The sequence below is a fragment of the Streptomyces sp. NPDC051921 genome, assembly GCF_040680975.1.
Lineage (GTDB): Bacteria > Actinomycetota > Actinomycetes > Streptomycetales > Streptomycetaceae > Streptomyces.
In genome coordinates this window covers 26604-49216 of the sequence record NZ_JBFAXU010000020.1, presented here as the reverse complement: position 1 = coordinate 49216, position 22613 = coordinate 26604, and the positions used below count along the sequence as shown (strand labels likewise).

Genomic DNA, 22613 nt, shown 5'->3' with positions numbered 1-22613 from the left:
ACCCGGTGACGCCTACAGGTACTTCTTCAGCTCCCGGCGGGCCAGCGACCGCTGGTGGACCTCGTCCGGACCGTCCGCCAGCTTCAGCGTGCGGGCCGCGGCCCACAGTTCGGCGAGCGGGAAGTCCTGCGAGACGCCACCTGCGCCGTGCACCTGGACCGCCCTGTCGAGGATGTCGACGACCGCCCGCGGGGTGGCGATCTTGATCGACTGGATCTCGGTGTGGGCGCCCCGGTTGCCGACGGTGTCCATCAGCCAGGCCGTCTTCAGGACGAGCAGCCGCAGCTGTTCGATGGTGACCCGGGCGTCCGCGATCCAGTTCTGGACGACGCCCTGCTGGGCGAGGGCCTTGCCGAAGGCGGTACGGGAGACCGCGCGCCGGCACATCAGCTCCACGGCCCGCTCGGCCATGCCGATCAGGCGCATGCAGTGGTGGATGCGGCCCGGGCCGAGGCGGGCCTGGGCGATGGCGAAGCCGCCGCCCTCCTCGCCGATCAGGTTCGCGGCGGGAACCCGGACGCCGTGGAAGACCACCTCGGCGTGGCCGCCGTGGGAGTGGTCCTCGTAGCCGTACACCTGCATCGCCCGCCGCACCTCGACACCGGGGGTGTCGCGCGGGACCAGGACCATCGACTGCTGGCGGCGCGGGTCGGCGCCGTCGGGGTCGGTCTTGCCCATGACGATGAAGATCTTGCACTCGGGGTTCATCGCCCCGGAGATGTACCACTTGCGCCCGTCGATGACGTACGAGTCGCCGTCCCGACGGATCCGGGTCTCGATGTTCGTCGCGTCGGAGGAGGCGACCTCGGGCTCGGTCATGGCGAAGGCGGAGCGGATCTCGCCCGCGAGCAGCGGCTCCAGCCACTGCTTCTTCTGCGCCTCGTCGCCGAACTGGGCGAGCACCTCCATGTTGCCGGTGTCGGGTGCCGCGCAGTTGAGGGCGGTCGGCGTGAGGTGCGGGCTGCGGCCGGTGATCTCGGCGAGCGGCGCGTACTGGAGGTTGGTGAGCCCGGCCCCGTACTCCGCGTCGGGCAGGAAGAGGTTCCACAGGCCCTGGCGGCGGGCCTCGGCCTTCAGCTCCTCGACGATCTGCGGGGTGTCCCACGGGGAGGCGAGCCGGGCCCGCTGCTCCTCGGCGACGGCCTCGGCCGGGTACACGTGCTCGTCCATGAAGGCGAGGAGCTTCGCCCGGAGTTCCTCGGTGCGGGCGTCGTACGCGAAGTGCATGGCGGATCAGCCTTCCTGGAGGGTGGTGAGGCCGTGGTCGATGAAGACCGGGACGAGTTCGCCGATCCGGTCGAAGCCGGCGCCGACGGTCTGGCCGAGGGTGTAGCGGTAGTGGATGCCCTCCAGGATCACGGCGAGCTTGAACCAGGCGAAGGCCGTGTACCAGGAGAGGGCGCCGGTGTCGCGGCCGGACCGGGCGGCATAGCGCTCGACCAGCTCCGCGCTGCTCGGGTGTCCGGGGGCCGAGGCGGTGGTGGAGATGGGGGAGTTCGGCAGGTCGAGCGGCGTGCTGTACATGACGAGCAGGCCCAGGTCGGTGAGCGGGTCACCGAGGGTCGACATCTCCCAGTCGAGGACGGCCCGGATGCGGTCGTCGGCCCCGATGAGGACGTTGTCGAGGCGGTAGTCGCCGTGTACGACGGTGGCGGCGGGGGAGTCGGGCAGGCCGCGCCCGAGGGCGGCGTGCAGCTCGTCGACGCCGGGCAGTTCGCGCCCCCGCGAGGCGGCGAGCTGCTTGCCCCAGCGGCGCAGCTGCCGGTCGAGGAAGCCCTCGGGGCGGCCGAAGTCGGCGAGCCCGACGGCGGCCGGGTCCACGGCGTGCAGGTCGACGAGGGTGTCGACCAGGCCGAGGACGGCCCCGCGGGTGCGCTCGGGGCCCAGCGGGGCGAGTTCGGCGGCGGAGCGGTACGGGGTGCCCTCGACGAAGTCCATGACGTAGAACGGGGCTCCGAGCACCGACTCGTCCTCGCACAGCGTGACGACCTCGGGCACGGGCACGGGGGTGGCGTGCAGTGCGCTGATGACCCGGTGCTCTCGCTTCATGTCGTGCGCGGTGGCGAGGACGTGGCCGAGCGGCGGGCGGCGCACCACCCAGCGGCCGGTGCCGTCGGTCACGAGGTACGTGAGGTTCGAGCGGCCGCCTTCGATCAGCCGCGCCTCCAGCGGGCCGGCGACCAGGCCGGGGCGCTCCCGGTCGAGGTGGCCGCGCAGCCGCTCGAGGTCGAGACCGGGGGGCGGGGCAGCGTGCTGCGAGGGCGAACTCATGCGGGCGTACCTCCGGGGTCGGCGTCGCGCCCATCATGACCGACCAGTCGGTATGTCGTCCAGGGGGGTCCCTTCCTGACCTGCCCCCGCCCGGCCTGCCCCCGCCAGGCCTGCCCCCGCGCGGAAGGGGCCCGACCGGAGCATCCGGGCGTTCCCCTTCCGCCCCGACCTGCCCCCGGCTCCGCCCCGACCTGCCCCCGGCTCGGCCCGGCCTGCCCACGGCCCGGCCTGGGCCTGCCCACGGCCCGGCCTGGGCCTGCCCCCGCCCCGCCCTCGGTCTGTTTTCGGGCCGACCCCGGCCCACGTCGGGGAAACCTCGCGCGCCTCTGGCGGTGCGTCCCCCTCCCTGAATAGGGTTCACATATGGATTCAGCGCTGTGCATTGATCATGTCCGCCTGACCCCCGTCCTCGTCGCCGACCCACCCCTCCTCAACACCCAGGGCGTCCATCAGCCTTTCACGCCGCGCCTCGTCGTAGAGGTGATCACCGCAGGTGGAATCACCGGTCTCGGCGAGACCTACGGCGACACGACCTATCTGGACCTCGCCCGGCCGCTGGCCGAGGCACTGCCCGGCCGCTCGATCACGGATGTGAACTGCCTGTTCGCACTGGCCGCCGAGGTCTGCGTTCCGGAGGGGGCCGGTGCCGTGGACGAGCGGGTCGACGCGGGAGGTCTGCGCGGCGTCCGTACGGCCGACAAGCTGCGGCTCTCCGTCGTCTCCGCCGTCGAGACCGCCTGCCTCGACGCCCTCGGCAAGACCCTCGGCCTGCCCGTGCACGCGCTGCTCGGCGGCAGGGTCCGCGACGAGGTCGAGTACAGCGCCTACCTCTTCTACAAGTGGGCCGCCCACCCGGGCTCCGGCCCCGACGTGTGGGGCGCGGCCCTCGACCCGGCCGGCGTCGTCGAGCAGGCCCGCCGCTTCGACCGCGTCCACGGCTTCCCCTCCTTCAAGCTCAAGGGCGGGGTCTTCCCGCCCGAGCAGGAGGTCGCCGCCATCCGCGCCCTCGCGAAGGAGTTCCCCGGCCGTCCGCTGCGCCTCGACCCCAACGGCGCCTGGTCCGTGGACACCGCCCTCGCCGTCGCCCGCGAACTCGGCGACGTCCTCGAATACCTGGAGGACCCGGTGACCGGCACCGCCGCGATGGCGGAGACGGCCGCCCGTACGGACGTGCCGCTCGCCACCAACATGTGCGTCACGACCTTCGAGGAGGCACCCGAGGCCTTCGCGTCCGGCGCGGTGCGGATCGTGCTCTGCGACCACCACTACTGGGGCGGACTGCACCGCACCCGCGAACTCGCCGCGCTCTGCCGCACGTACGGCGTCGGGCTGTCCATGCACTCCAACACCCACCTGGGCATCAGCCTCGCCGCCATGACCCAGGTCGCCGCCACGCTGCCGCGTCTCGAACACGCCTGCGACACCCACCACCCGTGGCTCACCGAGGACGTCGTCACCACCGCCCCGCTCTTCCGGGCCGGCCGCCTCGCCGTCTCCGACGCGCCGGGTCTGGGTGTCGAACTCGACCACGACCGGCTCGCGGACCTGCACCGCCGCTGGCGGGACGACGACGGCACCCTGCGCGACCGCGACGACGCGGCGGCGATGCGACGCGCGCTGTCGCGCTGACCGCCCGCGCCGCGCGCTACGCGTGGCAGGCCACCGGCACGCCGCCGTTCATCGCCGCCATGTCCCCGAAGACGGCGGCCGGGTCCAGCGGGTGCCCCTCCGGAAGGCCGTCCAGTTCCGCGTACGCGCGGTGCAGGTTGGCGACCAGCCGTTCGCTCTCCTGCCACGCGGCGAACTCGCCGAGGTCGGCGGCGCGCGCCGTCTCCAGCGGCGTCGCGCCCTTCGCGTGGCCCTCGGCCGCCAGCTCCAGCACCCATCGCAGATAGCGCTCGGTCGTGTCGTACGCCGAGGGGTCGGTGACCCGCCCGTGCCCCGGCACCACGGTCGGCGCGTCGAGCGAGCGCAGCAGATCGAGCGCGCGCAGCGAGCCGGCCAGCGAGCCCATCGGCAGGAAGGGCGTGCCGCCGTGGAAGACCAGGTCGCCGGTGAACACCACGCCCTGCTCGGGGAGATGGACGATCGAGTCGCCGGTGGTGTGCGCCGGGCCGGGGTGGATCACCCGCACCTCGACGTCGCCCACGTACAGCGTCAGCCGGTCCCGGTAGGTGAGTTGCGGCGGCAGGATGTCGACCCGCCCGAAGTCGGTCTGCGGCCACAGCAGATGGAGCTGACGTCCGGCGGCGAGCTGCTCGGACCGGCAGTTCTCGTGCCCGACGATCCGGGCCTCGGGCCGGAACACCCCGTTGCCGTAGGTGTGGTCGCCGTGGTGGTGCGTGGAGACGATCGTGCCGGGCGCCGCGAGGCCCGCGTCGCGGACGGCGTCGCGCAGCAGCAGGGCCCGGCGCTCGGTGGCGGCGGTGTCGACGAGCAGCGTCTCGTCTGCGTCCCCGACGAAGCCGGCGTTGTTCAGGCACCAACCGCCGTCGGGCTGGACGAAGGCGTGGACGTTCGGCGCGAGCGCGACCACGTAAGGATCGGTGGCAGGCAAAGGAAATCCCCCGGATGAGAGCCCAACTGGACAGGGGAAGAGTGCCAGTCGGCGCGGGTCCGGGGGAAGCCGGGGCGGTCGGGGGACCGGACCGGGAGCGGGGTCAGTGGTCGTCCCAGTGGTCGCCGTGCTCCGCGTGCCGGTGCCCGTCGTGCACGTAGTCGACGTGGTCCCCGTGGGCGACGGCGGTGTGCCCGCAGTCCGGCCCGTGAGCGTGGTCGGGATGCGTGTGCGCGACGTGGGAGGTGGTCTCGCACTCGTCCCAGTGCCCGGCGTGCTCGCGGTGCAGGTGCCCGTCGTGGGCGTAGTCGACGTGGTCCCCGTGGGTGACGGGGGTGTGCCCGCACGACGGGCCGTGGGTGTGCGCGTGGGTGGCGTGCTCGTGGTGGACAGCGGTCATGGCTCCGCCTCTGCGAGGGGTGGTGTGACGCCCTCAGACTAGACCGGAATGTCCGTTTCGGCAGGTTCCGTAGGGCGGTGTCGCAGCCGCCGTCGAGGTGCCACGCCCGGCCCGGACCAGGTGCTGCCGGTCAGATCACCACGGCGACCGCGAACCCGGCGAACGCCACCGTGCACGCCGCCGCGAGCAGCGCGCCCCGGTGCGACAGCGGTCGCGGACGGGCCGTGTCGAGGGCCTGGATCCTGCGGTGGCCGACGGCCAGGAAGCCGACCCACACCAGGGCAGAGAGGCCCGCGGCGACCAGCCCGGTGGCCGTCACCCCGTCGTGGATCGCCTGCTTGCCCGCGAGCACCGCCGTCACCGTGCACGACAGCGTCGTACGCCGCCACGCGAGCCGGGTCCGCTCGGGCTGCAGCCCGGGGTCCCGCACGGCCGGGGGACTCATCGCCCGGCCCAGCCGAAGACCACGACCACCACCATCGCGACGGCGACCACCGCCACCGCGAGGCTGAGCACGGTCGGGAAGCGGGAGACGGGCAGGTCCTCCCCGAGCCGCATGGCCCGCTCGCAGCGCACCCAGTGGTTCACGGCGCGCACCGCGCACAGCACACCGGCCGCGAGCAGGGCGAGCGAGAGGCCGACCCGGACGCCCCAGCGCAGGTCCGGCAGGAACTGGTCCACGGCGAAACCGCCGCCGATCAGGGCGAGCGCGGTCCGGATCCAGGCGAGGAAGGTCCGCTCGTTGGCCAGGGAGAAGCGGTAGTCCGGGGTCTCGCCCTCCTCCCGGAGGCGCTGCGGCGCGAACCACAGCCGCAGGCTCTGTACGAAGTCGCTCACGCACGCACCCTAACGGCCCCGCCGCGCGAGCAACCGCTCGTACGCGGCGCGGCCGTCCGGCACCCACTCCCACTCGGTGAGCCGCGCGGTCAGCTCCTCCTCCGGCAGGAAGGCGTGCCAGGCCACCTCCTCGGCCTGTGGCCGCACCGGCAGCTCGCAGCGCACCTCGTAGACCGCCGACCACCACTTCCCGGCGACGCCCTCGGAGTCGTAGAGGAAGCGGAACAGCGGTACGGGCCGGGGCAGCCCGGACACGCCGAGCTCCTCCTCGGCCTCGCGCAGCGCGGCGTCGTCGTAGGACTCGCCGGCGCCGACGACCCCGCCGACGAACATGTCGTACAGGGAGGGGAAGACCAGCTTCGTCGGGGTGCGTCGGTGCACGAAGATCCTGCCCTGGCCGTCCCGCACCTGGATGAAGGTGCAGCGGTGGATCAGGCCCCGCGCGTACACCTCGCCGCGCGGAGCCCGGCCCACGACCCGGTCGTGCTCGTCGACGACGTCGAGTACTTCGTCAGAGGCGCTCATGACGCCCATGAAATCACCGCCGCCGGCTCACTGACGCCGGCCGGTCGCCGACGTCGGCCGCTCACCGACGTCGGCCGGTCGGTGCGGCCGGCCCGCCACCGCTCGGCCCGTCACTGGCCCATGACGTACTTCACCGTCGGGCCGGTGGTCCAGCCGCCGTCGACCGCCAGCTCGGCGCCGGTCACGTACGAGGCGGCGTCCGAGAGCAGGAAGACCACCGCGCCCGCGATCTCGTCCGCCTCGCCGACCCGGCCCATGGGGGTGTTGGGGTACCTGCCCTCGCCCTTCTCGATGCCGACGGAGGCGGTCATCGGGGTGTACGTCATGCCTGGGTGCACCGAGTTGACGCGGATCTTCGCGGTGCCGAGCTCGACGGCGCCGATCTTCGTCAGTCCGCGCACACCCCACTTGGAGGCGCCGTAGCCGGCCGTCAGGGCCAGGCCCATGAGGCCGGCCGCGGAGGAGATGTTCACGATGGAGCCGCCGCCGGCCTCCTTCATGGCGGGTATGGCGGCCTTCATGCCGATGAACACCCCGGTCAGGTTGATGTCGAGGACCTTGCGGAAGTGCTCGACCGACTCCGTCTCCAGGAAGGCGCCGGTCGAGATGCCGGCGTTGTTCACCAGACCGTGCAGCCCGCCGAACTCCGCGACCGCGTACGCGACGGCGGCGGCCCACTCCTCTTCGGAGGTCACGTCGTGGTGGAGGAAGCGGGCCCGCTCGCCGAGCTCGGCCGCGGTCGCCTTGCCCTCCTCGTCGAGGACGTCGGTGACCACGACGTCGGCGCCGGCGGCCACGGCCCGGCGGGCCGCCTCGGCGCCCAGGCCGCGGGCGCCGCCGGTGATGAGCACGGTCTTTCCGGTGAGGTCGTTCATGGGGGTCCCTTCGGGATCGTCTCGGGTGTCAGACGCTCCGGGGCTGTGCGGCCCGGAGGAGTGCGGTGGTGGTCTCGACGAGATCGGCGAGGAAGAGCGCCTCGTCCGTCAGCGGCTCGGTGCCGTCGAGGTACTGCCGGGCCCGGTCCGCCATGGCCGCGCCCACGACGGTCAGCGCCAGGTCGAGCCGCTCCAGGCGCAGCGGCCCGGGCAGCCCGTTCGCGGCCAGGCAGCCCTCGATCCGCTCGATGAGGCGCCAGTAGCAGGTGCCGGCGAGCGTGGGGTGCGGAGTGCGGGTGCGGACCCCGCTCTCGTGGCTGAGCTGGGCGGAGATCCGCAGGCAGCGGCGGCCCCGGTCGCTGCGCAGCTCGGTCGCCTCGGCCGTGACGAGGGCGCCGATCAGGTCGTGGGTGTCGTCGGCGGCGGCGTCGAGGAGCGGGGCGAGCACCTGCTCGGTGCGCTCTTGCCGGCCGGCCATCACGGCGTCGAGCAGTCCGGCGCGGGAGCCGAAGTGGTACTGCACGGCGGAGGGGTTGCCCTGTCCCGCGAGGCTCACGATGTCCCGCAGCTGGGCGCCGTCGACGCCCTTGGCCGCGAAGACCTCCTCGGCCGCGCGGATCAGTTTCTCCCGGGTCTCGGGCCCTGACGTCCTTGCCATGCCCACCATATTAATGCTCGGCATTAGAAAACGGGAGGGCCCGGAACGCGGCCGGACCGTTGACTGGATACATCGGTGTATCCAAGATGCGGTCCATGTCTTCCCACGAGTCGTACGACGCCGACGTCATCGTCATCGGGGCCGGCCTCGCCGGCCTCGCCGCCACCGCCGAGCTGGTCGACGCCGGCCGCTCGGTGATCCTGCTCGACCAGGAACCCGAGCAGTCCATCGGCGGCCAGGCGCACTGGTCCTTCGGCGGGCTCTTCCTCGTCGACTCGCCCGAGCAGCGCCGGATGCGCATCCGCGACAGCCACGCCCTGGCCCTCCAGGACTGGCTCGGCACCGCCGGTTTCGACCGGCCCGAGGACGCCTGGCCGCGCAAGTGGGCGGAGGCGTACGTCGACTTCGCCGCCGGCGAGAAGCGGGCCTGGCTGCACGGGCTCGGGGTGCGCTTCTTCCCGGTCGTCGGCTGGGCCGAGCGCGGCGGCTACGACGCCAACGGCCACGGCAACTCCGTACCCCGCTTCCACATCACCTGGGGCACCGGACCCGGCCTCGTCGCCCCGTTCGAGCGGCGGGTGCGCGAGGGCGTCGCCCGCGGCCTGGTCCGCTTCCGCTTCCGTCACCGCGTCACCGGACTCGGCCGCACCGCCGGCGCCGTCGACACCGTCACCGGCGAGGTCCTGGCCCCCTCCGGCGTCCCGCGCGGCACCGCCAGCAGCCGCGAGGCCGTCGGGGAGTTCTCGTACCGCGCCCAGGCGGTGATCGTCACCTCCGGCGGCATCGGCGGCAACCACGACCTGGTCCGCAAGCAGTGGCCCGAGCGGCTCGGCACCCCGCCCGCCCGGCTGCTCTCCGGCGTGCCCGCCCACGTCGACGGCCTGATGCTCGGCATCGCCGAGGACGCCGGCGCCCACCACGTCAACCGCGACCGGATGTGGCACTACACCGAGGGCATCGAGAACTGGAACCCCATCTGGGCCCGCCACGGCATCCGCATCCTGCCCGGCCCGTCGTCCCTCTGGCTCGACGCCACCGGCAAGCGGCTGCCCGTGCCGCTGTTCCCCGGCTTCGACACCCTCGGCACCCTCGAACACATCATGCGGACCGGCCACGACCACACCTGGTTCGTGCTCGACCAGAAGATCATCGGCAAGGAGTTCGCCCTCTCCGGCTCCGAGCAGAACCCCGACCTCACCGGCAAGTCCGTCCGCGACGTCCTCGGCCGCGCCCGCGCCGACGTCCCCGCACCGGTGAAGGCCTTCATGGACAAGGGGGCCGACTTCGTCGTCGAACGCGACCTCGCCGCCCTCGTCCGCGGCATGAACCGCATCACCGGCGAAGACCTCGTCGACGAGTCCGCGCTGCGCCGGGAGATCACCGCCCGCGACCGCGAGATCGCCAACCCCTTCACCAAGGACCTCCAGGTCACAGCGATCCGCGGGGCCCGCCGCTACCTGGGCGACAAGCTGATCCGCACGGCCGCCCCGCACCGCATCCTCGACCCCAAGGCCGGCCCGCTGATCGCCGTACGCCTCAACATCCTCACCCGCAAGTCCCTCGGCGGCCTGCAGACCGACCTCTCCTCCCGCGTCCTCACCGCCTCCGGCGAACCGCTGCCCGGCGTGTACGCGGCGGGCGAGGCGGCCGGCTTCGGCGGCGGCGGCGTCCACGGCTACCGCTCCCTCGAAGGCACCTTCCTCGGCGGCTGCCTCTTCTCGGGCCGCGCGGCGGGGCGGGCGGCGGCGAAGGCCGTGGGCTGACACCGGCGCGACGAGGCGGCGGGCCGGTCGCGTCGGGTCACGCGGCGGGCTGACGGCAGGGCCCGGCGCAGGGCAGTATGACGGAGTGACAAGACGCATGATCCTCATGGGTATTGGTGCCGTCGCGGCCCTGGGCGGCCTCGCCGCGTTCCTCGTCCTGCAGGGGCTCGACGCCGCCGACAAGTGGAGCAGCGTCCTCAGCCTGTTCTTCACGATTGCGGGCTTCGCGCTGGCCCTGGCGGGCTTCCTCTCCCGGGGCCCGGCGCAGTCCGCCGACCAGGCGGCGGCCGGGGGATCGGTGCACCAGATCCGGAACGTCACGGGCGACGTCACGCTCAGGGGAGGCGCGGCCCCCGCGGTACCCACCACCCCCGCGTCCCCCGCGTCGGGCCCGGGCGGAGGCACCCAGTCCGCCCAGGGCGCCCGTGCGGGCGGTGACCTGCACCAGATCGACGGCGTCGGCGGCTCGGTCCGCATCGAACCGCCCGGTCCCGCCTCGTGAGGGGCTTCTTCACCCGTCGGCGCAAGAGCGCCGAGGCCGCCGCCGCCCAGTCCGCGGCGGGTGCGAGCGCCGAGGGGGACATCACCCTCATCAGCCATGTCCAGGGCAACGTCACCGTCGTCTCGGGGACGCCGCCCATGCGGACGGACGCCGCGGACGCCGCGTCGGCCTGCGAGACCTACGCCGCCCGCGTTCGCCAGTGCTACGGCCGCCTCGACCTGGAGGTCCTCACCCCGCTGCGGGAGCAGGGCGAGCATCCCGTCGTCCCGCTGCGAGAGGTCTTCGTCCCCCAGTCCGTACGGGCCGACCCGCCGCCCGTCGAGCTGCCGCCAGAACTCCTGCGCCGCCTGGCGGACCCCGCCGAGTCGGAGCCGAACGAACTGCCGCCCGGCGTCGACCGGGAGACGGTCGACCGGGTCCGCCGCGCCTATCAGGAGCGCCCGCCCCGACCGGTCCTCGAGGTGCTCGCCGACGCCCACCACGACCACCTCGTCCTCCTGGGCAACCCGGGCGCCGGCAAGTCCACCCTCGCCCGGTACCTGGCCCTCGCCCTCACCGCCCCCGAGCCCCCGCCCGGCCTGGAGCCCCTGCGCGGCCGACTTCCCCTGATCATCGAACTCCGCAGCTACGCCCAGGCCGCCTGGCGCGAGCGCAGTTTCGAGGACTTCCTGGGGCACCAGTACGCGACGGAGGGCCTCGGTCTTCCGCCCCAGCTGCTCACCGCCGCGCTCACGGGCGAGGGGCCCCGGACTGCCCTCGTGATCTTCGACGGCCTCGACGAACTCTTCGAGAAGGACATCAGGGACGCGGTCACCCGCCGCATCGCGGGCTTCGCCGCCCGCCACCCCCGGGCCCGGGTCCTCGTCACCTCACGCGGCTACGGCTACCGGCGCGCGGTCCTGGACGGCGCCGGCTTCGCCAACTTCATGCTCCAGGACCTCGACCGCGAACAGATCGGCACCTTCACCGAGCAGTGGTTCTCCGTCGCCTGCCCCGAGGAGCCCGGGCGCGCCCGCAAGCTGATCGCACGGGTGGCCTCGGCGGTGGACGGTTCCCCGTCCGTCCGGGAACTCGCGGGAAACCCGCTCGTCCTCACGATCCTCGCCATCATCGGCCGCCGCCGCGAACTCCCGCGCGACCGGCGTGCGGTCTACGAGCACGCCGTCGACGTCCTGGTCGAGCACTGGGACCCCAGCAAGTACCTCAGGGACCACCGGGTCGAGGAGCACCTGCCGTACCTGGCCGCCGAGGACAAGCGGGAACTCCTGCGCCTCATCGCCCGACGGATGCAGGAGGGCCACGGCGGGATCGCGGGCAACCACATCGCGGGCCCCGACCTCATCAAGCACTTCGAGGACTATCTGAGGGACCGCTACGCCCTCCCGCCGGACCGCGCGGCCACGGCGGCCCGCATCATGCTGGACCAGTTCCGCCACCGGAACTTCATCCTCAGCCGCTTCGGCGGCGAGGTCTACGGCTTCGTCCACCGTGCGTTCCTCGAGTACCTCACGGCGACGGACCTCGCCCACCGCTTCAACCACCAGCGCGAGCTCTCGGAGGCGGACCTCCAGTACCTCTTCGCGGCGAAGGTCCACGATCCGGCCTGGCAGGAGGTCCTGCTGCTGCTCGTGGGTCTCCTGGACGAGCGTTTCGTCGCGGGGGTGCTCGACCGGCTGCTGGCGCCGGGGGCGATCGCGGTCCCCGTCACCGGCGAGGGCGACGCGGCGTTCGCGGTACCGCTGTTCGTGGCCCGCTGCCTGGCGGAGGTACGCCGCCCCGGCATGCTCGCGACGCAGAGCGCGACGCTGGTGCGGCGGGTGATCCGGTGCGTGGAGGTCGCCGAGGCGCTGGACGTGACCTTCTTCTACCCCTACTCCAGGCTGGAGGGCCTGGGACCGGCCCTCGCGGCCCTGGGCGACGACTGGGCGGGCCGGACGGAATACCTGCACTGGCAGGAGAAGCGGCTACACCGCTGGAGCGCGGCCGGGAACGGAGTCGAGCCGCTCAACTCCACGACGCGCCTGACGACGGACATCCTGCTGCACATCGAAGGCGGCGAGGGGTCGCACCTGCGCAGCGGCTCCCCCAGACTGCGGATCGTCGCCCTCGAGGTGCTGAGGCGGCGGACCACGCACGGCCCGGACTGGTTCGAGGTGATACGGCACCACGTCCGGGAAGATCCGAGCCCTCGCGTGAGGTCGTCGCTCCTGAGGAGCCTCGCCTACACGACCGGCCTCGACCCCGAGGCGCAGACGGCTCTCGCCGTCGACCGGCTGCTCCACGACGACGCGCGCGACGTCCGCCTGGCGGCGCTGGAGTGCATCGCCCAACACGGCGCGGGCGCTCCCGTGGCCCGCGCCGCGGCGGCCCGGGCCACCCGGGAGACCGACTACGAGATCCGCGGAGAGGCCTTCGGCACCCTGATCGCCCTCGCCGGCAACGAGCCGGGTGACGTTCTGGGAGAGGCGCTGCGCGACGAGGCGGCCGGCATCCGCGCCGCGGCCCTCTCCGCCGCCGCGACACACGCCGGTGACGCACCGACGGCCCGGGCGCTCGTCGCGGACCGGGTACGGAACGACCGCGCCCCAGGGGTGGTGGCCGCCGCCATCGCGGCCGTCGGCTCCCTCGGATCGGACGACCCCGGCATGCACGCCCTGCTCCACGAGCGGTGCGCCCATCCCTCGTCCGAGGTCCGGTCCGCCGCGCTGCGCTGTCTCGGCGACACCGAACCGTCCGACGAGGGTCTGTCCGCGCTGCTCCTCCACCACGTGCGCGAGGACGAGGACTCCGGCGTCCGGGCGACGGCTCTGGAGCAGTTCGTGAAGCACGCCGCCGAAGCGGAGGCGAAACGTCTGTGCGTCGAGCGCGCCACGAGCGGTGAGGAGACCGCCCACACCCGCCTGCGTGCCCTGGACGCCCTGGACACGCTCGACCCTGCCCGGGCACGAGGACTGGCCCTCGATCTCGCCGTGAACGCCGATGACGACATCAGGGCGGAACTGATGACCTATCTCCTGCTCGACAGATACGCCGAGGACCCGGAAGCGGTCGGCGTCGTGATCGACCGGGCCGCGGCCGACGAGGCCGCCGAGGTGCGGGCCCTTTCCCTCTCGATGCTCACCTCCCGGTGCGGTGAACTGGCCGAAGTGCGGACCCTCGCCCAGGACCGGTACGACAACGACCCCGACCAGGAGGTCCGCGAGACCGCCTTCCGGTTCCTGGCCGACGTCCGGCGTGACGACCCCGAGGTCGTCCCGTTCCTCCGCCACGCCGCCGTGAACGACTCGGCGGAGATCGCCTCCCGTGCCGCGTCCCTGCTGGCCGTCCTCACACCGGAGGGCCGCCCGGATCCGACCTGACGTCGGCCCGACCGGCCCTCCGGACTTCGCGTACCGCTCAGCTCACAACACCAGTGACAGCAGCAGCACCAAACCGATGCCGACCACCGAGATGATCGTCTCCATCACCGACCAGGTCTTGACCGTCTGGCCGACGCTCATCCCGAAGTACTCCTTCACCAGCCAGAAACCGGCGTCGTTGACGTGGCTGAAGAAGAGCGAGCCGGCGCCGATCGCCAGGACGAGGAGCGAGACCTCACTCGTGGACATGCCCTCGGCGAGCGGAGCGACCAGGCCGGCCGCCGAGATGGTCGCGACCGTCGCGGAACCGGTCGCGAGCCGGATCGCGACCGCGATCAGCCAGGCGAGCAGCAGGGCCGGGATCGACCAGTCCTTCGAGAAGTCGAGGATCATCTGGCCGACACCGATGTCGATCAGGGTCTGCTTGAAGCCGCCGCCCGCGCCGACGATCAGCAGCACGCCCGCGATCGGGGCGAGCGACTTCTCGACGGTGGAGGACAGGCGCTCCTTGGTGAAGCCGGCCGCGCGGCCCAGCGTGAACATCGCGACTATGACGGCGGTCAGCAGGGCGATCAGCGGCGAGCCGATGACGTCGGTGACCTTCTGCAGGCCGTTGTCCGGGTCGTCGACGACGATGTCGACGAGCGCCTTCACCAGCATCAGGACGACCGGCAGCAGCACGGTGGCCACGGTCACGCCGAAGCCGGGGCGCTTCTCCAGGTCCTCGGAGGGACGGACCGGGATCATCTTCTCCGGGGCCGGGATGTCCACCCAGCGGGCGGCGAACCGGGAGAAGACCGGACCGGCGATGATCACGGTCGGGATCGCGACGAGGAGGCCGAGGGCGAGGGTGACGCCCAGGTTGGCGCCGACCGCGTCGATCGCCACGAGCGGGCCGGGGTGCGGCGGGATGAGCCCGTGCATGACGGACAGACCGGCGAGCGCGGGGATGCCGATCCGCATCAGGGAGTAGTTGCCGCGCTTGGCGACGAGCAGCACGACCGGGATCAGCAGCACGATGCCGACCTCGAAGAACAGCGGCAGACCGATCACCGAGGCGATCAGGACCATCGCCCACGGCATGGCCCGGCCGCCGGCCTTCGCGAGGATCGTGTCGACGATCTGGTCGGCGCCCCCGGAGTCGGCGAGCAGCTTGCCGAGGATCGCGCCGAGCGCGATGAGCACGCCCACACCGGCCACGGTGGTGCCCAGCCCGGTGGTGAAGGACTTGATGGTGTCCGCGAGCGGGGCACCCGCGAACGCGCCGAGCGCCAGCGACCCGATGGTCAGCGCGAGGAACGCGTGCAGCTTGAACTTGGTGATGAGCAGGACGATGACGGCGATACCGGCGAGAACGGCGATGCCGAGCTGGGCGTTGCCCGCCGAGGTGATCGGTTCGGCGGCGTCCGCCGCCAGCGTCTCGACGCTGAGACTGGTCACGGGGGGTCCCTTGGGGGTCAGAGGGATGGGGGCGGGGGTGCGGGGGGTGCGGGGTCCTCGGCAAGCGGGGTCCCCGGTGGTGAAGAACGGGGAGGCGGGTCCCCGGCAAGCGGGGTCCCGGGTGGTGCGGGGTCCCCGGCAAGCGGGTCCCGGTGGTGCGGGGGTCCAGGCGGTGCGGGGCCCTCGGCAAGCGGTCCCTGTGGTGCCGGGGGTCCGGTGGTGCGGGGGTCCGGTGGTGCGGGGGCCCGGAGCTAGGTCCGGTCCTGCTCCGGTTCGGTGCACCGGCCCTGCTCGTCGAGACGGCGCAGGGCGGAGACGGCCCTGGCGGTGATCTCCTCGGGCGTGCCGGAGACGTCGACGGAGACACCGGCCTCGTCCTCCTGCAGCGGCTGCAGGGTGGCGAACTGCGAGTCGAGGAGCGCCGTCGGCATGAAGTGGCCCTGGCGCGCGGCCATGCGCCCCTCGATGAGCTCCCGGTCGCCGGTCAGATGGAGGAAGACCACGCCGGGGGCGGCCACCCGCAGCCGGTCCCGGTAACTCCGCTTCAGCGCCGAGCTGCTCACCACGCCGCCGAGCCCGGCCCTGCCGTGCGCCCACTCCCCGATGGCGTCGAGCCACGGCTCGCGGTCCGCGTCGTCGAGCGGGACGCCGGCGGACATCTTGGCCACGTTGGCCGGCGGGTGGAAGTCGTCGCCCTCCGCGTACGGGAGGCCGAGCGCCCGGGCCACCATCGGGCCGATCGTGGTCTTGCCGGTGCCGGCGACGCCCATCACGACGACGACCTGGGGACGGTCCGCCGTGCCGGGCTGGGGGGTGGTGCTCATGGGTGGTGCCTCGCTGTCTTCTTCGACATCGATCCGTCGCGCTCATGAAACCCATTGGGTACGACGTATTCAAGAGTGTGTGACAAATAAGTCGTACTTTTTCTTCCTGATGTGATCACACGTGTGATCACGCATAGGCTGATCACCATGACGACACCGGCTCAGGGGCTTCATCCGCACGTCCTGACCACCCTGGGTCTCGCGATCACCGCGGGGGAGTACCCACCCGGCGGCGTGCTGCGCACCGACGAGCTCGCCGAGCGCTTCGACGTCTCCCGGACCGTGGTGCGCGAGGTCGTCCGTGTGCTCGAATCCATGCACCTGGTCGAGTCCCGGCGTCGGGTCGGCGTCATCGTGCTGCCGACCGAGCGCTGGAACGTCTACGACCCCCAGGTCATCCGCTGGCGCCTGGCCGGCACCGACCGGCCCCGCCAGCTCCGCTCGCTCACCGTGCTGCGCTCCGCGATCGAGCCCGTCGCCGCCGGGCTCGCCGCCCTGAACGCCACCCCCGAGCAGTGCCGCGAGCTCACCGAGCAGGCCCTCGGCATGGTCGCCACCTCGCGCGGCCGCCAGCTGGAGGCGTACCTGGTGCACGACATCGCCTTCCACCGGGTCGTCCTCAATGCCTCCGGCAACGAGATGTTCGCCCGGCTCGGCGACGTGGTCGCCGAGGTGCTCACCGGCCGCACCCACCACCAGGTGATGTTCGAGGACCCCGACCCGGCCGCCGTCACCCTCCACGTCCAGGTCGCCGAGGCCGTACGGGAGAAGAACGCGGCCCGCGCGGAGGAGCTGACCCGGCAGATCGCGGTGGGCGCGCTCAAGGAGCTGGACGTCCTCGCGCCGTAGCCGCTCCCAGTGACGGCGCCGTAACACGATGTTCACCCGCAGGTAACCTCTGAACTAGCTCAAATAAGGGCGTTCAGTGACATCGGTCACAGTCAGCAACCGGTTGTTGCCGTGAGGATGTGCGCTGGCCGTGCCGGGAGCCCCACAAGGGCACGGCCGGGTACCGCACAGACCCTCCCCCTCACGAAGGCGAACAACTCCATGAGTGACCGCATCACTGCGGCCGACCCGCTGTCCGCCACCCCGGCGGCCTCCGGAGCCACGGCCTCGTCGACGACCCCCCACGTCGACGCAGGCGACGCCGGATACCGCAAGGACCTCAAGTCCCGGCACATCAACATGATCGCCATCGGCGGCGCCATCGGCACGGGCCTCTTCCTCGGCGCCGGTGGCCGCATGTCGAACGCCGGCCCCTCCCTCTTCATCGCGTACGCGGTGTGCGGCCTCTTCGCCTTCTTCGTGGTCCGGGCGCTCGGCGAGCTCGTGCTCTACCGCCCGTCCTCCGGCGCCTTCGTGTCCTACGCCCGTGAGTTCATGGGCGAGAAGGGCGCCTACACGGCCGGCTGGCTCTACTTCCTCAACTGGTCGACCACCGCCGTCGCCGACATCACGGCCGCGGCCACCTACGCCCACTTCTGGTCGATGTTCAGCGACATCCCGCAGTGGGTGCTGGCCCTGATCGCCCTCGCGATCGTCCTCGCCGCCAACCTCATCTCCGTGAAGTACTTCGGTGAGATGGAGTTCTGGTTCGCCATCGTCAAGGTCGCCGCCCTGGTGGTCTTCATGCTCGTCGGCATCTTCCTCGTCGCGACCTCCCACGACGTCGGCGGCCACACCCCGGGCCTCGCCAACATCACCGAGAACGGCGGCATCTTCCCGAACGGCGTCATGCCGATGCTGCTGCTCATCCAGGGCGTCGTCTTCGCCTACGCCTCCGTCGAGCTGTGCGGCGTCGCCGCCGGCGAGACCGAGAACCCCGAGAAGATCATGCCGAAGGCGATCAACTCGATCATGTGGCGCGTGGGTCTGTTCTACGTCGGCTCGGTCATCCTGCTGGCGCTGATCCTCCCGTACACCGCGTACTCCGGCGACCAGAGCCCGTTCGTCACCGTCTTCGACAAGCTCGGCATCCCCGGCGCCGCCGGCGTGATGAACCTCGTCGTCCTCACCGCCGCCCTCTCCAGCCTGAACTCCGGCCTCTACTCCACCGGCCGCATCCTGCGCTCGATGTCGCTGGCCGGCTCCGCGCCGAAGTTCACCGGCGTCATGAACAAGGGCGGCGTCCCGTACGGCGGCATCCTGCTCACCGCGGGCTTCGGCGTCGCCGGCGTCGTCCTCAACGCCCGGATGCCCGAGGACGCCTTCGAGCTGGTGCTGAACTTCGCGTCCATCGGCATCATCGGCACCTGGGCGATGATCATGATCTGCTCGCTGTTCTTCGTCCGCCGCGCCAAGGAGGGCAAGCTCGTCCGCCCCTCCTACCAGCTGCCCTGGGCCCCTTACACCCAGATCGTGACCCTCGGCTTCCTCGCCGCCGTCCTGGTCCTGATGTGGATGGACGGAGGCGTCGGCCGCACCACCGTCAACTGCCTGCCGCTGGTCGCCGCGGCGCTGGTCGGCGGCTGGTTCCTGGTCCGCGGCCGGGTCCGCGCGACCGCGGGTGACCGCCAGGAGGACTGACCTCCCCTTCCCGCCCCAACGGGAAGGCCCCCGCTTCCCCCCACGGGAAGAGCGAGACCCCCGCGAGCAGCCCTCCCTGCTCGCGGGGGTCCCGCGCATCGGACGCCCGCCGTTGCCGCCGCCGGGTGCCGTGCCCGCCGCCCCGCCGTCTCCGGTGGAACCACCGGCCGGAGCGCCAACGCGTCGGCGGACGGCTCCAGTTCACCGGTCGCCGCCTTTCCCCTGAGGCCGTGTCACGCCTGTTCGGGAGAAGACCTCGCAGCGTCGGGCGAAGGTCGCGAGCTGCGCGTAACCTGGCCGATATCGTCACATCCGTTACGCGGATCACCGTTTCGGAGGAAGGAAGTCACGATGGCGCAGCAGGTCCAGGGGGTCATCGCCCCCGGCAGGAACGAGCCGGTCCGGGTGGAGACGATCGTCGTCCCCGACCCCGGCCCCGGCGAAGCCGTCGTGAAGATCAAAGCCTGCGGCGTCTGCCACACCGACCTCCACTACAAGCAGGGCGGCATCAACGACGAGTTCCCCTTCCTCCTCGGCCACGAGGCCGCCGGAACCGTCGAGTCGGTCGGCGCGGGCGTGACCGACGTCGCCCCGGGCGACTTCGTGATCCTCAACTGGCGTGCCGTCTGCGGCCAGTGCCGGGCCTGTCTGCGCGGCCGCCCCTGGTACTGCTTCGCCACCCACAACGCGCGGCAGAAGATGACCCTCCTCGACGGCACCGAGCTCTCCCCGGCGCTCGGCATCGGCGCCTTCGCCGAGAAGACCCTCGTCGCCGCCGGCCAGTGCACCAAGGTCGACCCGGCCGTCGCCCCCGAGATCGCGGGCCTCCTGGGCTGTGGCGTGATGGCCGGCATCGGCGCCGCGATCAACACCGGCAACGTCGGCCGCGGTGACTCCGTCGCCGTCATCGGCTGCGGCGGCGTCGGCGACGCCGCCGTCGTCGGCTCCCGCCTGGCCGGAGCCGCGAAGATCATCGCCGTCGACATCGACGACCGGAAGCTGGCCAAGGCCGCGGAGATGGGCGCCACCCACACGGTCAACTCCCGCACCACCGACCCCGTCGAGGCGATCCGCGAGCTCACCGGCGGCTTCGGCGCCGACGTCGTCATCGAGGCCGTCGGCCGCCCCGAGACCTACCAGCAGGCCTTCTACGCCCGCGACCTGGCCGGCACCGTCGTCCTCGTCGGCGTCCCCACCCCCGACATGCGACTCGACCTCCCGCTCCTCGACGTCTTCGGCCGCGGCGGCGCGCTCAAGTCCTCCTGGTACGGCGACTGCCTGCCGTCCCGCGACTTCCCGATGCTCATCGACCTGCACCAGCAGGGCCGGATCGACCTCGGCGCCTTCGTGACCGAGACCATCGGGCTCGGCGACGTCGAGAAGGCCTTCGCCCGCATGCACGAGGGCGACGTCCTGCGCTCGGTGGTGGTCCTCTGATGGCGGCCCGCATCGACCACCTGGTCACCTCCGGCACCTTCAGCCTCGACGGCGGCACCTGGGAGGTCGACAACAACGTCTGGATCGTCGGCGACGACACCGAGGCGATCGTCATCGACGCCGCCCACGACGCCGAGGCCGTCCTCGCCGCCCTCGACGGGCGCACCCTGCGCGCCATCGTCTGCACCCACGCGCACGACGACCACATCGGCGCGGCCCCGGCCCTGGCAGCCGCCACCGGCGCCCGGATCCTCCTCCACCCGGCCGACCAGCCGCTGTGGAAGCTGACCCACCCCGACCACACCCCGGACGGAGACCTCGCCGACGGCCAGGTCCTCACGATCGCCGGGACCGACCTCCACGTCCTGCACACCCCCGGCCACGCGCCCGGCGCCGTCTGCCTTCACGCCCCCGACCTGGGCACCGTCTTCACCGGCGACACCCTGTTCCAGGGCGGCCCCGGAGCGACCGGCAGGTCCTGGTCCGACTTCCCGACCATCGTCGACTCGATCCGGGAGAAGCTCCTCACCCTCCCGCCCGAGACGGTGGTCCGCACCGGCCACGGCGACACCACCACCATCGGCGCCGAGGCCCCGCACCTCCAGGAGTGGCTGCCCTAGATGTATTGCCCTGTGAGGTTGGGGACGCGGCTGGCGGGTGGTTTGCCTGCGAGCGCGGTGTGCCCGCGGTGGTGATTGTAGGAGTGCAGCCAGTGGGGGAAGGCGTCGCGTCGTTCCTGCTCTGACCGGTAGGGCTTCGCGTAGGCCCATTCGTCGAGCAGGGTGCGGTTGAGGCGTTCGACCTTGCCGTTGGTCTGGGGTCGGTAGGGCCGGGTTCGCTTGTGCGCGATCCCGGCCCGGGTGAGGGCGTCGCGCCAGTCACGGGAGCGGTAGCAGGCTCCGTTGTCGGTCAGGACGCGCTCGACGGTGATCCCGACGCTGGTGAAGTAGGCGTGGGCCCGCTGCCAGAAGCCGGTGGCGGTCTCCTTCTTCTCGTCGGCCAGGATCTCGCTGTAGGCGAGGCGGGAGTGGTCGTCGACGGCGGTGTGGATGTAGCTGTAGCCGACGCCTGCACGGTTCTTCCGGCCGGCCTGGCGGCCGAGGGTCTTGTGGCCGCCGCCGTCGGGGATGTTGCCGAGCTTCTTGATGTCGACGTGGACGAGTTCGCCGGGGCGGTCGCGTTCGTAGCGGCGTATGACGCGGCCGGTGGCCCGGTCCAGGTGGGACAGGCGGGCCAGGCCGAATCTGTTCAGGACCCGGTGCACGGTCGAGGGCACCAGGCCCAGCAGGTGCGCGATGCGGGCCGGTCCCCACCGCCGCGTGAGCCGGACCTTGATGATCCGGCGCTCGGTCCGGGTCGGCGTCCGGCGGGGGCTGTGGTGCGGTCGTGACGAGCGGTCGGTCATCCCAGCCTCGCCCAGCAGCCGGTAGCGGCCGGCCCACCGCTGGACGGTGGTGGGTGAGACCTGGAAGCGTTCGGCGGCCAGCCGTCCTCGACCACGCAGCGGGCCAGGCGCAGGCGTCCGGTCTCGGTCAGGGGTGCATTACGGTGGGCCATGAGGGCCTTTCTGGTCGCCGGTGCAGATGTCGCAATCCACACCAGGCCAGAAGGCCCTCACCCATTTCAAGATTCCTCAGCCGAGACCTGCATCACCCGTCCACAACCTCCCTGGACAGAACACCTAGAGCTGCGGCTCCGCCGCGGGCCCGAGGCCACCGAGGGGCCGCCGGCTCATGAACCTTCTCGGCTCCCCCGTGATCGGGTCGGTGAACACCAGCGACCGCGCGAGCAGCTGCAGCGGCCGCCCGAAGTCCTCCGGCCCGTCCTCACGGACCACCGGATAGACCGGATCGTGGAGGATCGGCAGCCCGAGCGCGTTCATGTGCACCCGCAGCTGATGGGTCCGCCCGGTCACCGGCACCAGCCGGTACCGGGCGAGCCCGCCGGCCTGCGCCAGGAGCTCGACGCGGCTCTCCGCGTTCGGCTCGCCCGGCACCTCCCGGGCGGCCATCACCCCGCGCTCCTTCTCGATCCGGCTGCGCACCGTCACCGGCAGCTCCCTCGCCGGATCGTACGGAGCCACCGCCTCGTACGCCTTGTGCACCAGCCGGTCCCGGAACAGCGTCTGGTACGCACCGCGGTCCTCCGGCCGTACGACGAAGAGCACGAGCCCCGCCGTCAGCCGGTCGAGCCGGTGCGCGGGCTGGAGCTCCGGCAGGTCCAGCTCACGCCGCAGCCGCGCGAGCGCCGTCTCGGTGACGTGGCGGCCCCGCGGCATCGTCGCGAGGAAGTGCGGCTTGTCCGCCACCACGATCCGCTCGTCCCGGTACACCACATCGACCTCGAACGGCACCCGCTCCTCGGCCGGGAAGTCCCGGTGGAACCAGAGGTGTCGCCCGGCGGCGTACGCCTCTTCCCCGTCGACCGCCGTCCCGTCCGCCCCCACGAACCTGCCCTCGCGCAGCATCTCCTCGACCCGCTCGGCGCCCACCGCCCCGGCGTACCGGTCGAGCAGGTGCTCCCGCACGGTCGCCCAGGCCCGCTCCGGGTCCTCCGGCAGTCGGACCCGCGCGGCATCGATCCCTTCGTGCTGGGGGAGGGGGGAGGAAGGAGCCTTGGATCTGCGTCGCACCGTT

General features: G+C 72.3%; 20 protein-coding genes and 1 pseudogene. 8 read left to right on the top strand and 13 right to left on the bottom strand.

Features of this window, described 5'->3' with window-relative positions:
* Nucleotides 1-12 precede the first annotated feature (12 nt).
* Nucleotides 13-1227, bottom strand: coding sequence for an acyl-CoA dehydrogenase family protein (locus AB0M16_RS25135; protein ID WP_365346566.1), 1215 nt, complete (start codon nt 1225-1227; stop codon nt 13-15).
* 6 nt (nt 1228-1233) lie between these two features.
* Entirely contained in the window at nt 1234-2271 is a 1038-nt protein-coding gene (locus AB0M16_RS25130; RefSeq protein ID WP_365346564.1) for a phosphotransferase family protein, read from the bottom strand.
* A 363-nt stretch (nt 2272-2634) separates the two neighbouring features.
* On the opposite strand from AB0M16_RS25130, the gene AB0M16_RS25125 reads away from it, so the two are divergent.
* Complete coding sequence (locus tag AB0M16_RS25125; protein ID WP_365346562.1) at nt 2635-3900, top strand: enolase C-terminal domain-like protein; 1266 nt, start codon at nt 2635-2637, stop codon at nt 3898-3900.
* A 16-nt stretch (nt 3901-3916) separates the two neighbouring features.
* On the opposite strand, the gene AB0M16_RS25120 is transcribed toward AB0M16_RS25125, so the two are convergent.
* The 7 genes from AB0M16_RS25120 to AB0M16_RS25090 all read right to left on the bottom strand — a co-directional run bounded on the left by AB0M16_RS25120 (nt 3917) and on the right by AB0M16_RS25090 (nt 8123).
* Nucleotides 3917-4828 (bottom strand): MBL fold metallo-hydrolase, encoded by a 912-nt coding sequence (locus tag AB0M16_RS25120; RefSeq protein WP_365346560.1) that lies wholly within the window; start codon nt 4826-4828, stop codon nt 3917-3919.
* A gap of 103 nt (nt 4829-4931) precedes the next feature.
* A complete protein-coding gene (locus AB0M16_RS25115) occupies nt 4932-5228 on the bottom strand; it encodes a hypothetical protein (RefSeq protein WP_365346558.1) in 297 nt (98 codons plus the stop codon).
* Between the two features lie 130 nt (nt 5229-5358).
* Nucleotides 5359-5673 (bottom strand): DUF202 domain-containing protein, encoded by a 315-nt coding sequence (locus AB0M16_RS25110; RefSeq protein WP_365346556.1) that lies wholly within the window; start codon nt 5671-5673, stop codon nt 5359-5361.
* Nucleotides 5670-6065, bottom strand: coding sequence for a DUF202 domain-containing protein (locus AB0M16_RS25105; protein ID WP_365346554.1), 396 nt, complete (start codon nt 6063-6065; stop codon nt 5670-5672). The genes AB0M16_RS25110 and AB0M16_RS25105 overlap by 4 nt, the downstream gene beginning before the upstream one ends.
* Nucleotides 6066-6074: 9 nt before the next feature.
* Nucleotides 6075-6590: an NUDIX domain-containing protein gene (locus tag AB0M16_RS25100; protein ID WP_365346552.1), complete on the bottom strand. Its 516-nt coding sequence runs from the start codon at nt 6588-6590 to the stop codon at nt 6075-6077.
* A gap of 110 nt (nt 6591-6700) precedes the next feature.
* Entirely contained in the window at nt 6701-7465 is a 765-nt protein-coding gene (locus tag AB0M16_RS25095) for a glucose 1-dehydrogenase (RefSeq protein ID WP_365346550.1), read from the bottom strand.
* A 28-nt stretch (nt 7466-7493) separates the two neighbouring features.
* On the bottom strand, nt 7494-8123 hold the full coding sequence (locus AB0M16_RS25090; RefSeq protein ID WP_365346548.1) for a helix-turn-helix domain-containing protein: 630 nt from the start codon (nt 8121-8123) through the stop codon (nt 7494-7496).
* Between the two features lie 95 nt (nt 8124-8218).
* On the opposite strand from AB0M16_RS25090, the gene AB0M16_RS25085 reads away from it, so the two are divergent.
* The 3 genes from AB0M16_RS25085 to AB0M16_RS25075 all read left to right on the top strand — a co-directional run bounded on the left by AB0M16_RS25085 (nt 8219) and on the right by AB0M16_RS25075 (nt 13747).
* Nucleotides 8219-9886: an FAD-binding dehydrogenase gene (locus AB0M16_RS25085; RefSeq protein ID WP_365346546.1), complete on the top strand. Its 1668-nt coding sequence runs from the start codon at nt 8219-8221 to the stop codon at nt 9884-9886.
* An 85-nt stretch (nt 9887-9971) separates the two neighbouring features.
* A complete protein-coding gene (locus tag AB0M16_RS25080) occupies nt 9972-10388 on the top strand; it encodes a hypothetical protein (RefSeq protein WP_365346544.1) in 417 nt (138 codons plus the stop codon).
* Entirely contained in the window at nt 10385-13747 is a 3363-nt protein-coding gene (locus AB0M16_RS25075) for a HEAT repeat domain-containing protein (protein WP_365346542.1), read from the top strand. The genes AB0M16_RS25080 and AB0M16_RS25075 overlap by 4 nt, the downstream gene beginning before the upstream one ends.
* A gap of 42 nt (nt 13748-13789) precedes the next feature.
* Here the strand turns inward: AB0M16_RS25075 and AB0M16_RS25070 are convergent, their stop codons facing one another.
* Together AB0M16_RS25070 and AB0M16_RS25065 are read right to left on the bottom strand one after the other, a co-directional pair.
* Nucleotides 13790-15187 carry a gluconate:H+ symporter gene (locus AB0M16_RS25070; protein WP_365346540.1) on the bottom strand — a complete coding sequence of 466 codons (1398 nt, stop codon included), beginning with the start codon at nt 15185-15187 and terminating at the stop codon, nt 13790-13792.
* Nucleotides 15188-15438: 251 nt separating this feature from the next.
* Complete coding sequence (locus AB0M16_RS25065) at nt 15439-16011, bottom strand: gluconokinase (RefSeq protein WP_365346538.1); 573 nt, start codon at nt 16009-16011, stop codon at nt 15439-15441.
* A 147-nt stretch (nt 16012-16158) separates the two neighbouring features.
* Here AB0M16_RS25065 and AB0M16_RS25060 point away from each other — a divergent pair, with 147 nt between their 5' ends.
* From AB0M16_RS25060 to AB0M16_RS25045, 4 genes are all read left to right on the top strand, one after another.
* Nucleotides 16159-16860, top strand: coding sequence for an FCD domain-containing protein (locus tag AB0M16_RS25060; RefSeq protein WP_365346536.1), 702 nt, complete (start codon nt 16159-16161; stop codon nt 16858-16860).
* 201 nt (nt 16861-17061) lie between these two features.
* Complete coding sequence (locus tag AB0M16_RS25055; RefSeq protein WP_365346534.1) at nt 17062-18540, top strand: amino acid permease; 1479 nt, start codon at nt 17062-17064, stop codon at nt 18538-18540.
* Between the two features lie 351 nt (nt 18541-18891).
* Nucleotides 18892-19977: an S-(hydroxymethyl)mycothiol dehydrogenase gene (locus tag AB0M16_RS25050; protein WP_365346532.1), complete on the top strand. Its 1086-nt coding sequence runs from the start codon at nt 18892-18894 to the stop codon at nt 19975-19977.
* The gene (locus AB0M16_RS25045; RefSeq protein WP_365346530.1) at nt 19977-20597 is read left to right on the top strand and encodes an MBL fold metallo-hydrolase; all 621 of its coding nucleotides are present in this window, start codon (nt 19977-19979) and stop codon (nt 20595-20597) included. Before AB0M16_RS25050 ends, AB0M16_RS25045 begins: the two co-directional genes overlap by 1 nt.
* Here AB0M16_RS25045 and AB0M16_RS25040 read toward each other — a convergent pair.
* Nucleotides 20594-21534: pseudogene (locus AB0M16_RS25040) on the bottom strand (IS481 family transposase). The gene AB0M16_RS25045 and the pseudogene AB0M16_RS25040 overlap by 4 nt on opposite strands.
* A gap of 124 nt (nt 21535-21658) precedes the next feature.
* On the bottom strand, nt 21659-22609 hold the full coding sequence (locus AB0M16_RS25035; RefSeq protein WP_365346528.1) for an RluA family pseudouridine synthase: 951 nt from the start codon (nt 22607-22609) through the stop codon (nt 21659-21661).
* Between the last annotated feature and the right edge of the window lie 4 nt (nt 22610-22613).

Coding starts and splice junctions, on each gene's coding strand:
- AB0M16_RS25110 (WP_365346556.1), bottom strand. CDS start 5,673: ATGAGTCCCCCGGCCGTGCGGGACCCCGGGCTGCAGCCCGAGCGGACC.
- AB0M16_RS25135 (WP_365346566.1), bottom strand. CDS start 1,227: ATGCACTTCGCGTACGACGCCCGCACCGAGGAACTCCGGGCGAAGCTC.
- AB0M16_RS25095 (WP_365346550.1), bottom strand. CDS start 7,465: ATGAACGACCTCACCGGAAAGACCGTGCTCATCACCGGCGGCGCCCGC.
- AB0M16_RS25100 (WP_365346552.1), bottom strand. CDS start 6,590: ATGAGCGCCTCTGACGAAGTACTCGACGTCGTCGACGAGCACGACCGG.
- AB0M16_RS25065 (WP_365346538.1), bottom strand. CDS start 16,011: ATGAGCACCACCCCCCAGCCCGGCACGGCGGACCGTCCCCAGGTCGTC.
- AB0M16_RS25090 (WP_365346548.1), bottom strand. CDS start 8,123: ATGGCAAGGACGTCAGGGCCCGAGACCCGGGAGAAACTGATCCGCGCG.
- AB0M16_RS25050 (WP_365346532.1), top strand. CDS start 18,892: ATGGCGCAGCAGGTCCAGGGGGTCATCGCCCCCGGCAGGAACGAGCCG.
- AB0M16_RS25045 (WP_365346530.1), top strand. CDS start 19,977: ATGGCGGCCCGCATCGACCACCTGGTCACCTCCGGCACCTTCAGCCTC.
- AB0M16_RS25085 (WP_365346546.1), top strand. CDS start 8,219: ATGTCTTCCCACGAGTCGTACGACGCCGACGTCATCGTCATCGGGGCC.
- AB0M16_RS25115 (WP_365346558.1), bottom strand. CDS start 5,228: ATGACCGCTGTCCACCACGAGCACGCCACCCACGCGCACACCCACGGC.
- AB0M16_RS25055 (WP_365346534.1), top strand. CDS start 17,062: ATGAGTGACCGCATCACTGCGGCCGACCCGCTGTCCGCCACCCCGGCG.
- AB0M16_RS25060 (WP_365346536.1), top strand. CDS start 16,159: ATGACGACACCGGCTCAGGGGCTTCATCCGCACGTCCTGACCACCCTG.
- AB0M16_RS25130 (WP_365346564.1), bottom strand. CDS start 2,271: ATGAGTTCGCCCTCGCAGCACGCTGCCCCGCCCCCCGGTCTCGACCTC.
- AB0M16_RS25125 (WP_365346562.1), top strand. CDS start 2,635: ATGGATTCAGCGCTGTGCATTGATCATGTCCGCCTGACCCCCGTCCTC.